11 protein-coding genes, 1 tRNA gene and 1 pseudogene are annotated in these 14886 nt (G+C 53.6%); 7 read left to right on the forward strand and 6 right to left on the reverse strand.

What is annotated here, in order from left to right; translation table 11 throughout:
• Positions 1–53 precede the first annotated feature (53 nt).
• From fadJ to ETG88_RS13020, 3 genes are all read right to left on the reverse strand, one after another.
• Entirely contained in the window at positions 54–2201 is a 2148-nt protein-coding gene (gene fadJ / locus ETG88_RS13010) for a fatty acid oxidation complex subunit alpha FadJ (protein ID WP_129035537.1), read from the reverse strand.
• Complete coding sequence (gene fadI / locus ETG88_RS13015) at positions 2201–3511, reverse strand: acetyl-CoA C-acyltransferase FadI (protein WP_129035538.1); 1311 nt, start codon at positions 3509–3511, stop codon at positions 2201–2203. The genes fadJ and fadI overlap by 1 nt, the downstream gene beginning before the upstream one ends.
• A 245-nt stretch (positions 3512–3756) precedes the next feature.
• Positions 3757–4041: a YfcZ/YiiS family protein gene (locus ETG88_RS13020; protein ID WP_100779404.1), complete on the reverse strand. Its 285-nt coding sequence runs from the start codon at positions 4039–4041 to the stop codon at positions 3757–3759.
• 372 nt (positions 4042–4413) lie between these two features.
• On the opposite strand from ETG88_RS13020, the gene fadL reads away from it, so the two are divergent.
• Complete coding sequence (gene fadL, locus ETG88_RS13025; protein ID WP_100779403.1) at positions 4414–5760, forward strand: long-chain fatty acid transporter FadL; 1347 nt, start codon at positions 4414–4416, stop codon at positions 5758–5760.
• A 46-nt stretch (positions 5761–5806) separates the two neighbouring features.
• On the opposite strand, the gene mlaA is transcribed toward fadL, so the two are convergent.
• Positions 5807–6559 (reverse strand): phospholipid-binding lipoprotein MlaA, encoded by a 753-nt coding sequence (gene mlaA, locus ETG88_RS13030; RefSeq protein ID WP_129035539.1) that lies wholly within the window; start codon positions 6557–6559, stop codon positions 5807–5809.
• Positions 6560–6875: 316 nt separating this feature from the next.
• On the opposite strand from mlaA, the gene ETG88_RS13035 reads away from it, so the two are divergent.
• The 4 genes from ETG88_RS13035 to ypdK all read left to right on the forward strand — a co-directional run bounded on the left by ETG88_RS13035 (position 6876) and on the right by ypdK (position 9610).
• Positions 6876–7817: a formate/nitrite transporter family protein gene (locus ETG88_RS13035; protein ID WP_100779401.1), complete on the forward strand. Its 942-nt coding sequence runs from the start codon at positions 6876–6878 to the stop codon at positions 7815–7817.
• Positions 7818–7892: 75 nt separating this feature from the next.
• Positions 7893–7964: transfer RNA gene (locus ETG88_RS13040), tRNA-Arg, on the forward strand.
• A gap of 257 nt (positions 7965–8221) precedes the next feature.
• The gene (lpxP, locus tag ETG88_RS13045; RefSeq protein WP_129035540.1) at positions 8222–9181 is read left to right on the forward strand and encodes a kdo(2)-lipid IV(A) palmitoleoyltransferase; all 960 of its coding nucleotides are present in this window, start codon (positions 8222–8224) and stop codon (positions 9179–9181) included.
• Positions 9182–9538: 357 nt separating this feature from the next.
• On the forward strand, positions 9539–9610 hold the full coding sequence (gene ypdK, locus ETG88_RS13050) for a membrane protein YpdK (RefSeq protein WP_099458937.1): 72 nt from the start codon (positions 9539–9541) through the stop codon (positions 9608–9610).
• Between the two features lie 63 nt (positions 9611–9673).
• Here ypdK and alaC read toward each other — a convergent pair.
• Positions 9674–10908: pseudogene (gene alaC, locus ETG88_RS13055) on the reverse strand (alanine transaminase).
• 386 nt (positions 10909–11294) lie between these two features.
• Between alaC and ETG88_RS13060 the strand changes: the two are divergent.
• Positions 11295–12992, forward strand: a complete 1698-nt coding sequence (locus tag ETG88_RS13060; protein WP_102104932.1) for a sensor histidine kinase — start codon at positions 11295–11297, stop codon at positions 12990–12992.
• Between the two features lie 12 nt (positions 12993–13004).
• On the forward strand, positions 13005–13742 hold the full coding sequence (locus ETG88_RS13065) for a LytR/AlgR family response regulator transcription factor (protein WP_129035541.1): 738 nt from the start codon (positions 13005–13007) through the stop codon (positions 13740–13742).
• Between the two features lie 36 nt (positions 13743–13778).
• On the opposite strand, the gene glk is transcribed toward ETG88_RS13065, so the two are convergent.
• Positions 13779–14744, reverse strand: coding sequence for a glucokinase (gene glk / locus ETG88_RS13070; protein ID WP_123427158.1), 966 nt, complete (start codon positions 14742–14744; stop codon positions 13779–13781).
• Positions 14745–14886 lie beyond the last annotated feature (142 nt).

Here is a 14886-nt window from a genome sequence, read left to right on the forward strand (position 1 = left end):
TACAAAATAGCCAAAACAGGTTCATTCACCGTCAGATATACTCTTGTTTGACCTTAAGTTACGGGGTCAGTTTCCTCTGCTGGCCAAAAGTGCAGGTTATTTTCTGCCATGCGCATTAATTGTTCACACGGCGTAAACCGTGGACCATAAAGCGAAGCCAGACGCTGCAATATTGCCACCACTTCACCCGCGCCAAGACTATCCATATAGCGGAACGGGCCACCCAGGAAAGGTGGAAAACCGATACCAAACACGGCACCAATATCGCCGTCTCGCGCACTTTTAACGACCTGCTCGTCAAAACAACGAGCCGCTTCGTTGAGCATCATCATGACGCAGCGCTCAGCGCATTGCTGTGCGGACAACTTCCCCTGGCCGCTGGCATGAATAAGCCCATAGACCGAGGGGTCGACCTGTTTCTTGCTTTTACGCCCTTTAACTGCGTAAAGATAGAAGCCCCGTCCATTTTTTCTGCCTTTGCGATCGTCATTCAAGATCGTAGAAACAATGTTTGCAGGCGGGCTAAACCGTTCTCCATAAGCAGCTTCCAGCACAGGTATAATTTTAGTGCCTGTATCAATTCCAACCTCATCCAAAAGTTGGATTGGGCCAACTGGAAAACCAAACTTGACCAGCGCATTGTCAATGTGTTCGATTTTCTCGCCTTCCGTTAGCAGGCGCATCGCCTCATTAATATAAGGCGCGAGAATGCGGTTGACGTAAAAACCGGCCTTGTCGGCCACCACAATCGGTGTTTTGCCCTGCCGTTTGGCGAGCTTCACCACCGTGGCCACCGTTTGAGCGTTCGTCGAAGCGTGAGGTATGACCTCCACCAGCGGCATTTTTTCCACCGGACTAAAGAAGTGCAAACCGATTACCTGCTCCGGTCGCGCGGCACGTGCGGCGATATCGCCAATCGGCAGCGACGACGTATTAGAGGCAAAAATGGTGTGCGGCGCGCAGTGCTGTTCCACGTCGGCAACCATCTGCTGTTTCAGCGCCAGGTCTTCAAATACGGCTTCAATCACCAGGTCACGATGGTGAAAACCGCTGTAGTCGGTGGTGCCTGAAATCAGCGCCAGCTCTCTGTCGCGTTCACTGGCTTTGATATGGCGGCGTTTAACCTTTTGATCAAGGAGCTGCCAGCTGTATTGCAGCGCGTGATTAATGCCCTTTGCGTTGATGTCTTTGATTCGTACAGGCAATTTGCCTTTGCTTGCCGTGACAAACGCAATGCCACCGCCCATCAATCCCCCGCCCAAAACGCCTACAGAGGCCAGCGGCGCCGGTGACGCCTCGCTACCGGGATCTTTTTTCACGTCGGTACTGGCAAAGAAGATGCTGCGCAGTGCCTGCGACTCGGGCGTCATCGCCAGTTCGCCAAAGGCTTTGGCCTCAGCCGCATAACCGCTGCTGCTCCCTTGTGCCAGGCCGGTTTCAATCACCTCGAGAATGCGTTTGGTCGCCGGGTAGTTGCCTTTGGTTTTCTGTTCCGTTTTCTTACCGACCACATTAAACAGCAGCGCGCGCCCGAGCGGACCGGCGAGAATACGCTCGCGAACCGGCAGATGACGGCTCGTCTGCCGTCCTTTTAACGCCAGCTCAACGGCCGCGTCCAGCAGAATGGAATGGGGAACCACCTCGTCCACCAGCCCGGCTTTCAGCGCCTGACGTGGTCGAAGCTGTTTACCGGTGAGTATCATTTCCAGCGCGGTACTCACGCCAATCAGACGCGGTAAACGCTGGGTGCCACCGGACCCCGGCAGTAGACCGAGCTGCACTTCCGGCAGACCGAGCACGGTTTTCGCATCATCCGTACAAATACGGCTGTGACACGCCAGCGCCAGCTCCAGGCCGCCGCCCAGGCAGGCACCGTGGATCGCTGCGATCACCGGGATCGGCAACGCGTGGATCTCGGCCATGATCTGCTGTCCCTGTCGGGCCAGCTCTTCCGCTTCCTGCGCGCTGCTGGCGCGGGCGATCATGTTGATATCTGCACCAGCGATGAAGTTATCGGGTTTAGCTGAGATAAAAATCAGCCCGCGAATGTCTTTGTTTTCGCGGATTTGCCTGAGGATCGCGCGCACCTGAACGCCGAATTCGGCCTTCAGGGTATTCATCTTTTCGCCCGGCACATCGATGGTGACGACGGCAATATTGTCCAGCCGGACCTTCAGGTCAAAAGCGGAAGGGGTTTCCATTATTCAGCCTCCAGAACCATCGCCGCGCCCAGACCACCCGCCGCACAGGCGGTGACCAGACCAAAACCTCCGCCGCGACGGCGAAGCTCATGCAGCGTTTGCGTAATCATGCGTGCGCCGGTGGCAGCAAACGGATGGCCGTATGCGATAGATCCGCCCAGCACGTTAAATTTGCTCTCGTCCACTTCGCCCGTGGCATGCGCGCGGCCCAGCACATCGCGGGCAAAGCGTTCGCTGGCCAGCAGCTGGAGGTTGGCAAGCGTCTGCGCGGCAAAAGCCTCGTGCATATCGATAAGAGTTAAATCAGACAGCGTTAATCCTGCGCGCTCAAGCGCCAGCGGCGTGGACCAGGCCGGTCCCAGCAGCATATCCTGCCAGACGTCGATAGCGGTAAAGGCGTAGCTGCGCAGGTAGCCCAGCGGCACCAGCCCCAGCTCTTTTGCCCGCGACTCGGTCATCAGGATCACTGCCGCCGCACCATCGGTCAAAGGCGTACTGTTCGCCGCCGTGACGGTGCCGTGCTTGCGGTCAAACGCCGGACGTAATTTTGCATAATCAGCCAGCGTCGAACTGCCACGGATATTGTTATCTTCACTGAGCGGTTCGCGATACGGCGGGATATAGGCCGTCATCACTTCATCCGCCAGTTTTCCCTCGGACCACGCCAGCGCGGCACGCTGATGCGAGCGATGCGCCAGGGCATCTTGCTGTTCGCGGGTGATGCCGTAGGTTTTCGCCATTTGCTCTGCGGTATCGCCCATTCGCAGGCCGGTAGAATATTCCGCGACCGCTGGCGGCACCGGCGCCAGATCGCGCAGACGCAGGCGGGAGAATAGTTTGAGACGCTGCCCCATGGTGCGGGCTTTATTGACATCCACCAGCACACGGGCCAGCTTTTTACTGACGCCAATCGGCAGAACGGAAGAGGAGTCGGCCCCGCCTGCAATACCGGCGCAAATGGTGCCGGTCATCAGGCTTTCCGCTACGTTAGCGACGGCCTGGAAGCTGGTCGCACAGGCGCGACTGACGCTGTAGGCATCGGTATGGACGTTCATTCCCGTCCCAAGCACGATTTCGCGGGCGATATTGGGTGCTTCCGGCATCTGGACGACCTGGCCAAAAACCAGTTGTTCGATGACCTCTGGGGGTATTTCGCTGCGAGCCAGCATCTCCCCCACTACCATTTTTCCCAGATCGACAGCCGGTATTCCGTGAAATGCCGTCGCCTGACGTGCAAACGGAGTACGTAATCCGCTGACAATGGCAATGCGGTCACCCTGGCGGGTGACGAGCGGTAGTGCCTGACTCATAAAAGTCCCCTGTAAATGACATAAGCGCAAAGTGGTCTGACCTGATAACAGTTTTAACCATTTTTTTACATAGAGCCAATCGGGGAAGCGAAAAAGTGCGAGCTAAGACACAGAGAAGAAAAGAAAATGCCCCTGGGTGACAGGGGCATTTGAGGTATTTTTTGCGGGCCGCGACTTTGCCTAACCCGGACTACGAAACTGCAGGTCGGGTAAGTCAAAAATCACCCGGCAACTTTACGGAGAAATTAACGCAGACCGAGCTGGAAAATCAGGGTTTCAGCTTCACACGCAAAGATGAAATCGATATCAAGCTTCACGCCACCGTCCACTTCCGTGAAGGTGGATTTGATTTCACAGGGATCGGATTCCACGTCGCGCGCGCGTTTGGTGAGCGCGGCTAAGGTTTCCTCTGCATCCGAACGTTTGCTAAATACGCGGCTGTAAGACGCGGTGCAATCGGTGTTATCCATAATGGTACCGACATCCATACAGCAGCAAACCGGGGTTTCATCAGCACTGCATTTACTCATAGCTCAAGTTCCTCTGCATTCGCGCACAGCGCGAGATAAACACGTTGCTGATATTTTACGCCCTGGCCGTGGGTCTCTCCAGCCGTTAATGGCGTAAACGGGGATAAGTGACCGTTATCACACTAAAAAATGATCTAACGCAAAAATCACCCTTTCTGCTGAGTGCTGGTGGTCGCATTTTTGCCACAGAGATCTCGTTTCAAAAAACATCTTTGAAAAACTTCAGAAACATACTTGCAACATCCCATCTGGTCCGACCTATACTCTCGCCACTGGTCTGATTTCTAAGTGTTACCGCAGACCCTACACTTCGCGCTCCTGTTACTCTATGTAACATATATTGCATAAAAATAACTCAATGAGGTTATGGTCATGAGCCAGAAAACCCTGTTCAAAAAGACTGCGCTGGCAGTCGCAGTGGCAATCGTATCAACCTCCGCCTGGTCAGCGGGCTTCCAGCTTAACGAATTTTCTTCCTCTGGCCTTGGCCGTGCATATTCTGGGGAAGGTGCGATTGCCGATGACGCAGGCAACGTGAGCCGTAACCCGGCGCTGATCACTATGTTTGATCGCCCGACCTTCTCAATGGGTGCCGTTTATATTGATCCTGATGTGAACGTTACCGGGAAATCCAATTTAACCGGACAGAGTGCTAACCAGGACAACATCGCGCCCGTCGCGTGGGTACCTAACATGCACTTTGTTATGCCAATCAACGATCAATTTGGCTGGGGCGCATCCGTCACATCCAACTATGGTCTGGCAACAGAGTTTAACGACAGCTACGCGGCCGGCATTTATGGCGGTAAGACTGACCTGCAGACCATCAACCTCAACCTGAGCGGCGCGTATCGTCTGGACAGCAACTGGAGCTTCGGTGTGGGCTTTGATGCGGTTTACGCGAAAGCCAAAATCGAGCGCTATGCGGGTTCACTCGGTCCACTGCTGGCAGGCCAGCTGCAGGGGATGGTGCCTCCATCCATGCTGGACGGTATTAACTCCCCGGACGACCAGATTGCATATCTTAAGGGCGACGAGTGGGGCTTCGGCTGGAACGCCGGTATCCTTTATGAGCTGGATAAAAATAACCGCTGGGGTCTGACCTACCGTTCTGAAGTGAAAATCGACTTCGACGGCGACTATAAAAGCTCCATTGACCCGAACCTGAGCAACATCTTTGCCAGCATGGGCCTGACCGGTCTGCCAGCGGGCACCGGCGGCAGAACCCAGAGCGGCGCGCTGACGCTGAACCTGCCAGAAATGTGGGAAGTGTCTGGTTATAACCGCGTGGCACCGCAGTGGGCTGTCCACTACAGCCTGACCTACACCAGCTGGAGTCAGTTCCAGGAGCTGAAAGCCACCGGCAACGACGGCCAGACGCTGTTCTATAAAGATGAAAGCTTCAAAGATGCTTATCGTATCGCGCTGGGTACGACCTACTACTACGATAAGAACTGGACCTTCCGTACCGGTATCGCGTTCGATGACAGCCCGGTTCCTGCGGACAAACGCTCCATTTCTATCCCGGATCAGGACCGTCTGTGGCTGAGTGCCGGTATGACTTATGCGTTTAACGACGATGCGTCTATCGATGTGGGTGCTTCTTATATGCACGGTCAGAACGTCAGCTTCACCGAGGGTGAAGGCCCTGCTGCGTACACCTTTAAATCTGAAGGTAAAGCCTGGCTGTTCGGTACCAACTTCAACTACGCGTTCTAATCGCGTCAGCATTAAAAAAGGTGAGCATTTGCTCACCTTTTTTTATTTATTCTTTATCTATCTCTGAAAGTTCATTCTCGATAGCTTTGGCATTCGGATTGTCTTCCGGTCTCAGCTTACCGCCGTTGGCAATAAAGTCGTGATTCTGGAAGTAGGCTTCACGCACCATAATGTACGGATCGGAAGACTGTCGCAGCAGGCCGTCGGAATCCAGCAACTGAGCGCGCGTCTCAATCCCTTCCACGGTCCATTTACCAATGGACAGCGGCCAGGTCAGCCAAGAGAGCACCGGATAGAGGGTATCGACCATATCGCCACCGTCGTCACGAACGGTAAAGCTGCCGTAGAATGGCAGATGCATATACGGACCATAGCCCACGCCATAACTGCCCAGCGTGCTACCAAAACGGTGCGGCTGTTCACGCTGCAGCTTCGGATTAGCCATTCCCGCCACATCAATAAAGCCACCCATCCCTAACAAGCTGTTCAGGAAGAAACGAGTGAAGTGCACCATCCCCTGATACGGGTCGCCCTGCAGGAAGAAGTTCACCATCACAGCGGGTTCTTCCAGGTTACTGGTGAAATTGCTCAAACCATTACGAGCAGGTTGCGGAACGTAATCACGCCATGCCACAGCAACCGGGCGGACCAAATACGGGTCCAGCACGTTGTAGTTAAAGCTATACATGGATCGGTTGAATCCTTCTAAAGGATCGGAGCGCCCCGTTTGCTCTCCAGAGCTGGCACAGCCCACGAGCAACGTCGTGCCCAGCGCAAGCGCCGACAGCCGAAATTTCATATATTTCTCCCTGTTAGTATGGCTATCGTTGACTGCCATCCGCGACAGAGCGCCTGGCGCTCTATGAATAGTCGTGCAAGTGATTGTAACAGCACGTTTCGGGATGTCCACGCACACAGTGACAGGCAACCATCTGCCATCACTCTGATCTCAGCATAGCCTGCTTTATCATTTCTTTTCGTCGGCAATTTTATCCTGTGTCTGAAGGTGATGTATCGCCTTTATTGCCATTGCCGGAAAAATAAGAGCTTCCCCACGGGCATTATCCGGAAAACCGCTACGATTATGGTAATGACAACGAAGCGAGACGCCCCAGATGGATGAACTAAACGCAGAAAAAATTGATAAACATACTGATGAGCTGGAAGTGGAAAGTGAAGAAAAACAGCGGGGTGGCAAAATCGAAGTCGATGAAGACCATCTCCCCTCACGGGCGATGGCTATCCACGAGCATATCCGTCAGGACGGTGAAAAAGAGCTTGAGCGCGATGCAATGGCGCTGTTCTGGTCAGCGATCGCCGCTGGGTTATCGATGGGGGCCTCCCTGCTGGCAAAGGGGATCTTTCACGTGCAGCTGGAGGGAGTTCCGGGTGGATTCCTGCTTGAAAACCTTGGTTACACATTTGGTTTTGTTATCGTCATTATGGCGCGTCAGCAGCTGTTCACGGAAAACACCGTGACGGCGGTGCTGCCGGTGATGCAAAAACCGACGTGGGGAAATTTCGGCCTTCTGATGCGCCTGTGGGGCGTGGTCTTGCTGGGGAATATTATCGGAACAGGCGTGGCAGCCTGGGCGTTCGAATATATGCCGATATTTGATGAACCCACCCGGGATGCATTCATTAAAATCGGTATGGACGTGATGAAAAATACCCCGGCTGAGATGTTCGCCAACGCCATTATCTCAGGCTGGATCATTGCCACTATGGTCTGGATGTTCCCCTCTGCGGGTGCGGCCAAAATCGTGGTAATCATCTTGATGACCTGGCTTATCGCACTGGGCGACACTACCCATATCGTCGTTGGTACGGTGGAGGTGCTGTATCTGGTGTTTAACGGCACCCAGCACTGGAGTGATTTCTTCTGGCCGTTCGCGCTGCCGACACTGGCAGGAAATATTTGTGGCGGGACCTTTATTTTCGCCCTGTTGAGCCATGCGCAAATCCGCAATGACATGTCCAACAAGCGTAAGGCCGAGCTGAAGGAAAAGGAAAAAGCCCGACAAAACAAGGACGAGAATCCAAAAAAAATCGACTAAATGGCGACACTTTAAGCAGTCAGGCGGTATCGCGCTTAACGCCCTGTGTAAATGAGGCTATACTCGTGCCGCTTCGTCCCCTTAGTTAAATGGATATAACGAGCCCCTCCTAAGGGCTAGTTGCAGGTTCGATTCCTGCAGGGGACACTTTCCTGCCCAGATCAATGCACGCTCCACCCATGAAATATCCACCGCCACGGCTTTTCCCCCATGAGATACACTTAACTGAAACGATTCCTGATTCGGCCTTTTTCCAGTAAAAACAAGTCATAGAAAAGCGCGTATAAGGGTGCTAATCTACGCAGCCCGCCTTGTACCGGAAGTGGTCTGGCAGCGCCGTAAAGTTGGGTAAGGCCTGCAACGATAATCCAAAACTACGGTCTAAATCAGCACGTTGTAACGCAATGTTTGCGCTACCTTCTCTGGCTTCACATAGGTTCACTACTTTGTCTCAATGCAAATTCGAAAGTGCATTTTTACACCCACGTTACTGGCTCACATGGTTTGGCCTTGGCCTGCTTTGGGTGCTCGTTCAATTGCCCTACCCCGCTATACAAATTCTTGGCTCAAGTTTAGGCAGCGCTTCCCGTGTTTTTCTGAAGCGTCGGGAGTCTATTGCCCGCAGAAACCTTGAGCTTTGTTTTCCTGATTACAGTGTCGAACAGCGCGAGAAGCTGATCGCCGAAAACTTCAAATCCATCGGAATGGCGCTGCTGGAAACCGGTATGGCCTGGTTCTGGCCGGACGAGCGCGTGCGTAAATGGTTCGACGTTGAAGGGCTGGAAAACCTGAAACAGGTTCAGGCGCAAAATCGTGGCGTCATGGTGATCGGCGTGCATTTTATGTCGCTGGAACTGGGTGGCCGCGTAATGGGTCTTTGCCAACCCATGATGGCGACCTATCGCCCGCACAACAATTTACTGATGGAATGGGTACAAACGCGTGGCCGTATGCGCTCAAACAAAGCGATGATCAGCCGCAACAACCTGCGTGGGCTGGTGAATGCCCTTAAGAAAGGGGAAGCGGTATGGTTCGCGCCCGATCAGGATTATGGGCGTAAAGGCAGCAGTTTCGCCCCGTTCTTCGCGGTGAAAGATGTCGCCACCACAAACGGGACATTCGTTATCTCGCGTCTTTCTGGTGCGCCGATGCTGACGGTGACCATGGTCAGAAAAGCCGATAAGTCTGGCTATCGTCTGTTTATCTCTCCTGAGCTGCATAATTACCCACAGGATGAGCGCGAAGCCGCGACGTACATTAATAAAGTGATCGAAAGCGAAATCATGCGCGCGCCGGAGCAGTATCTGTGGGTGCATCGCCGGTTTAAGACCCGCCCTGCCGGCGAAACCTCCCTCTATATCTAGTCTCTTTATCAGGTTAGTTTCCCTAAGAAACTAACCTTTTCAGTCACCTGTAATCACCCGCCGTTACTTTCCATTCTCGCCTTCGCTCAACCTGTTTTATTACGCTGCGAAATTATACTGTCGCCGTTCCACGACACTCGTAAGTTACGGAAATGATACAAAAAAATGCCTCTTGTCACCCCCCATATTTAGGCGTACATTAGCGCCGTCTGGCAATAGGAACGCACAGAATTCTGGGCTGGTGTCATCGACGTAGCGGGATAATTCTTATTTCCGGTCTGGTCTGATTTCAGCTCTCTATACTCAGTTGGACTCTGTTTTTTTATGGCGTATCTATTGATGCGCGGAGCGATGAACGTGAAATATTTCTTTATGGGCATTTCGGTGATTGTTTTAGTGTGGGCCGGAACCTTTGCCCTGATGATCTGAGCGAAGAAAATACAGTTAAAAAAACAGGAGCCATTGGCTCCTGTTTTTTTATGCAAAATCCGCCTAGTCAGATTCAGTCGAACTCTTCTTTTCCACCGGCAATAACCCGTCGGCGCGGAACATGCTTTTAATGCCTCTCACCGCCTGACGAATGCGGTCACTGTTTTCGATAAGTGCGAAGCGAACGTGGGTATCGCCATAGTCACCGAAACCAATGCCCGGCGAGACGCAGACTTTGGCATCCTGCAGCATCTTTTTGGCAAACTCCAGCGACCCCATTGCTGCATAGTGCTCGGGGATTTTGGCCCAGACGTACATAGAGGCTTTCGGCACCTCAACCATCCAGCCCGCTTCGTGCAGGCCTTTCACCAGCACATCGCGGCGGCGTTTGTACTGCGCGGCGATGTCATGCACGCACTGCTGATCGCCTTCCAGGGCAGCAATCGCCGCAACCTGCAACGGCGTAAAGGTGCCGTAGTCATGATAGCTTTTGATACGTGCCAGCGCGTTGACCAGCGTTTTATTGCCAACCATAAAGCCGATACGCCAGCCTGCCATGTTGTAGCTTTTTGACAGGGTGAAGAACTCAACGGCCACGTCGCGCGCACCTGGCACCTGCATTATGGAAGGCGCTTTCCAGCCGTCAAAAACGATATCGGCGTACGCCAGATCGTGCACCACCAGCACATCATAGCGCTTCGCCAGCGCGACCACTTTCTCGAAGAACTCCAGCTCGACGCACTGCGCCGTTGGGTTCGACGGAAATCCGAGAATCATCATTTTCGGTTTCGGGTAGCTCTCACGAATCGCGCGTTCCAGTTCGTTGAAAAAGTCGACGCCCTCCACCAGCGGCACGGAGCGAACCTGTGCCCCTGCGATCACTGCACCATAAATATGGATTGGATAGCTCGGGTTGGGCACCAGCACCGTATCACCGTGATCGAGCGTCGCCAGCATCAGGTGCGCCAGCCCCTCTTTCGAACCAATGGTAACGATGGCTTCGCTTTCAGGATCGATATCCACATGATAGCGATCTGATACCAGCGGGAGATTGCCCGACGCAAACGCGGAATCCCGCGAGAGGTGGAATAGCCGTGTGTATCCGGGCGCTGCGCCACGGTGCACAGTTTTTCAACGATGTGCGGCGGCGTTGGCCCGTCAGGGTTACCCATGCTGAAATCGATAATGTCTTCGCCGCGCCGACGCGCAGCCATTTTCAGTTCAGCAGTGATATTAAAAACATAAGGGGGGAGACGATCGATACGCGTAAAACGGCGTTCAGGACTGAATTCAGCCATAGATTCCTCAGATTCACGTTAGCGCCCGGACCGTCCGAGCGACGCTGCCACGAATGTGGCGTGCTTAGAAAATAGCCTGATTCAAATCCGGCTGTCGAGAGGGGAGTGAAAAAATAATGCGTCCCTTAAAACAGGAAGGGTGTTTCGGCTAAAAGCGGAAGTCGATTCGACAAAACCGCGTTGGCGATACCATTTTTTAACCCAATGATATCAATGGATTTACAAACAGTCTGCCTCTGATGGCTAACCCGCGACGTATCCAGGCAAAAAAGTACAATCCCCTTTGAAATGGAGGGCTTTTCCCCATTTGAGAAATCAGAGGGATGTCTGGTCATTGTGCGCAAGGTTTCCTATCATAGATTTTTCCCGTTTTCCCAGGTTCACTCGTGCACGAAATATTCAATATGCTGCTGGCGGTCTTCGATCGCGCGGCATTAATGCTGATTTGTCTCTTCTTCCTGATCCGCATCCGGCTCTTTCGCGAGCTTCTGCACAAATCCGCTCACTCACCGAAAGAGCTGCTGGCCGTCACGGCAATCTTCTCTTTGTTTGCCCTGTTCAGCACCTGGTCCGGCGTGCGGGTGGAAGGTTCGCTGGTCAACGTGCGCATTATCGCCGTCATGTCGGGCGGCATTCTGTTTGGCCCGTGGGTGGGAATTATCACCGGCATTATTGCCGGTACGCACCGCTATCTGATTGATATCGGTGGCGTCACGGCAATCCCCTGCTTTATCACCAGCATTATCGCAGGCGCGTTGTCCGGCTGGATCAACCGTAAAATCCCGAAAAAACAGCACTGGCGAGCGGGGATCGCCGCCGGGATGCTGTGCGAAACCCTCACCATGATCCTCGTGGTGGCCTGGGCGCCCACGGTTGAGCTGGGGCTGGATATCGTCTCCAAAATCGGCATTCCGATGATTCTCGGCAGCGTCTGCATTGGCTTTATCGTACTGCTGGTGCAGAGCGTTGAGGGGGAAAAAGAGGCCAGCGCCGCACGTCAGGCAAAGCTGGCGCTCGATATTGCCAACAAAACGCTGCCGCTGTTCCGCCATGTCAACGCGGAGTCGCTGCGACAGGTCTGCGATATTATTCGCCGCGATATCCACGCGGATGCGGTCGCCATCACCAATATCGATCACGTTCTGGCCTATGTCGGCGTGGGAGAAGATAACTACCGCGATAATGACGATACCATCAGCCCGACCACGCGCCAGGCGCTTAATAACGGTAAAATCATCATTAAAAACAATGATGAGGCACATCGGACGCCTGAAATTCACTCCATGCTGGTTATTCCACTGTGGGAGAAAGGCGTGGTGACCGGCACGCTGAAAATTTACTACTGCCACGCGCACCAGATCACCTCTTCCTTACAGGAGATGGCGATTGGCCTGTCGCAGATTATCTCCACTCAACTGGAGGTGTCGCGCGCTGAGCAGCTGCGGGAAATGGCAAATAAGGCAGAACTGCGCGCGCTGCAAAGTAAGATCAATCCCCATTTTCTGTTTAACGCCCTGAACGCCATCTCTTCGTCGATTCGCATGAATCCGGACACCGCCCGTCAGTTGATTTTCAATTTGTCGCGCTATCTGCGCTACAACATCGAGCTGAAAGACGATGAGCAGATCGACATCAAAAAAGAGCTGTACCAGATTAAAGATTACATCGCGATTGAGCAGGCGCGCTTTGGCGATAAGCTCACGGTTATATACGATATCGATGAAGAGGTGCACTGCGTGATCCCAAGCCTGCTGATCCAGCCGCTGGTGGAGAACGCCATCGTTCACGGCATCCAGCCGTGTAAAGGCAAAGGTGTGGTGACCATTAGCGTGGAAGAGTGCGGGAATCGCGTGCGGGTGGCGGTGCGCGATACCGGCCACGGCATCGATCCCAACGTGATTGCGCGCGTGGAATCGAACGAAATGCCAGGCAATAAAATTGGTCTGCTGAATGTGCATCACCGCGTAAAATTACTGTACGGCGAAGGGCTGCATATCCGTCGCCTTGAGCCTGGCACGGAAATCGCTTTTTACGTCCCTAATGAACGGCTTCCCGTTCATACCCAGACGCTGTTGTTGCCTTAAACGGAGTGACCGATGAAAGTCATCATTGTGGAAGATGAGATCCTCGCCCAACAGGAATTAAGCTGGCTGATCAAAGAACACAGCCAGATGGAGATCGTGGGCACCTTTGAGGATGGGCTGGACGTGCTGAAGTTTTTGCAGCATAACCGCGTTGACGCCATTTTTCTGGACATCAATATCCCGTCGCTGGACGGCGTGCTGCTGGCGCAAAATATCAATCAGTTCGCCCACAAGCCGTTTATTGTGTTTGTCACCGCGTGGAAAGAGCATGCCGTTGAGGCCTTTGAGCTGGAAGCGTTCGACTACATTCTGAAACCCTATCAGGAGTCGCGCATTGTCAGCATGCTGCAAAAACTGGAGCTGGCCTGGCAGCAGCAAAACAGCCCGGCTGTCAGCCCTGTGCCCGCCGCCACGCGCGAAAATGACACCCTGAATCTCATTAAGGATGAGCGGATTATCGTCACGCCGATGGATGATATTTATTATGCGGAAGCGCATGAAAAGATGACGTTCGTTTATACCCGCCGGGATTCATTTGTCATGCCGATGAATATCACCGAGTTTTGCGCCAAACTCCCCGCCTCGCACTTTTTCCGCTGTCACCGCTCGTTCTGCGTCAATCTCAATAAGATCCGCGAAATCGAACCCTGGTTTAACAATACCTATATTTTACGGCTGAAGGATCTGGATTTTCAGGTGCCGGTGAGTCGCAGTAAGGTGAAAGAGTTCAGGCAGTTAATGCATTTTTGACGCCCTCTCCAGAAAGAAGAGGGCGGCGAGAGGTAATCAGAGATACTGCCCCAGCGTTTGACGCAGATGCGCGCCAGAACCCAGCAGGCCTGGGTTGTCATGCACGATCAGGAAAACGGGGATATCCTGCACGTACGCTTTGAAACGCCCTTTATCTTCAAAACCGCCGCGGAAACCAGACGCTTTAAAAAACTCGAGGAAGCGCGGCACTATTCCACCGGCGATATAGACGCCGCCAAAGGTGCCGAGATTCAGCGCCAGGTTGCCGCCAAAGCGCCCCATGATCACGCAGAACAGCGACAGCGCACGACGACAGTCGGTGCAGCTATCGGCCAGCGCGCGCTCGGTGACATCTTTCGGCTGCAGGTTTTCAGGCAAACGCCCATCGGATTTCACAATCGCACGATAAAGATAAACCAGCCCAGGACCGGAGAGCACACGTTCGGCGGAGACGTGCCCCAGCTCGGCGCGCAGCTCCTGCAGAATAATGCCCTCTTCTTCGCTGTTTGGCGCAAAGTCAACGTGACCGCCCTCGCCCGGCAGGCTCACCCAGCGTTTATCGACGTGAACCAGGTGCGAAACGCCCAGCCCGGTACCCGCACCGTAAACGGCAATCGGCTTACCTTCGACCGGCTCGGCCCCGCCGAACTGAATCAGATGTTCAGGCTTGAGCATCGGGATCGCCATAGAAACGGCCGTAAAATCGTTAATAATTTCCAGATGGGCGAAACCGAGATTCTTTTTCATCTCGGCAATGGAAAAGGCCCAGGTGTGGTTGGTCATCGCCACCCAGTCACCGGTAATCGGGCAGGCAATGGCGATACAGCCATCCTCGACGCTGACCTGACGCTCATCCAGATAGACGCGAACTACCGCTTCGAGGCTTGGATAATCCAGCCCTGAATAGGCCTTTGCCTGAGAGATTTCACCGGTATTAATATCGCATAGCGCCAGCCGGGCATTGGTGCCGCCCACATCGCCTACTAAAGCATATTTTGTCATTCTTCTACTGCTCCGCTAAAGTCAGAATAAATCTTTGGAACACTGTAAGTTCAAGGCGTGATAACAACAACGGCCTGAAGGCGAGTGGCCCAGGATTATCGATCTTCGTCACAGAATAACTTTACCGTTTCAGCACCTTTTG

This window comes from Lelliottia nimipressuralis (genome assembly GCF_004115925.1).
Taxonomy (GTDB): Bacteria; Pseudomonadota; Gammaproteobacteria; order Enterobacterales; family Enterobacteriaceae; genus Enterobacter; species Enterobacter nimipressuralis.

Coding starts and splice junctions, on each gene's coding strand:
- ETG88_RS13020 (WP_100779404.1), bottom strand. CDS start 4,041: ATGAGTAAATGCAGTGCTGATGAAACCCCGGTTTGCTGCTGTATGGAT.
- glk (WP_123427158.1), bottom strand. CDS start 14,744: ATGACAAAATATGCTTTAGTAGGCGATGTGGGCGGCACCAATGCCCGG.
- fadJ (WP_129035537.1), bottom strand. CDS start 2,201: ATGGAAACCCCTTCCGCTTTTGACCTGAAGGTCCGGCTGGACAATATT.
- ETG88_RS13035 (WP_100779401.1), top strand. CDS start 6,876: ATGGATGAACTAAACGCAGAAAAAATTGATAAACATACTGATGAGCTG.
- ETG88_RS13065 (WP_129035541.1), top strand. CDS start 13,005: ATGAAAGTCATCATTGTGGAAGATGAGATCCTCGCCCAACAGGAATTA.
- fadI (WP_129035538.1), bottom strand. CDS start 3,511: ATGAGTCAGGCACTACCGCTCGTCACCCGCCAGGGTGACCGCATTGCC.
- fadL (WP_100779403.1), top strand. CDS start 4,414: ATGAGCCAGAAAACCCTGTTCAAAAAGACTGCGCTGGCAGTCGCAGTG.
- lpxP (WP_129035540.1), top strand. CDS start 8,222: ATGTTTGCGCTACCTTCTCTGGCTTCACATAGGTTCACTACTTTGTCT.
- mlaA (WP_129035539.1), bottom strand. CDS start 6,559: ATGAAATTTCGGCTGTCGGCGCTTGCGCTGGGCACGACGTTGCTCGTG.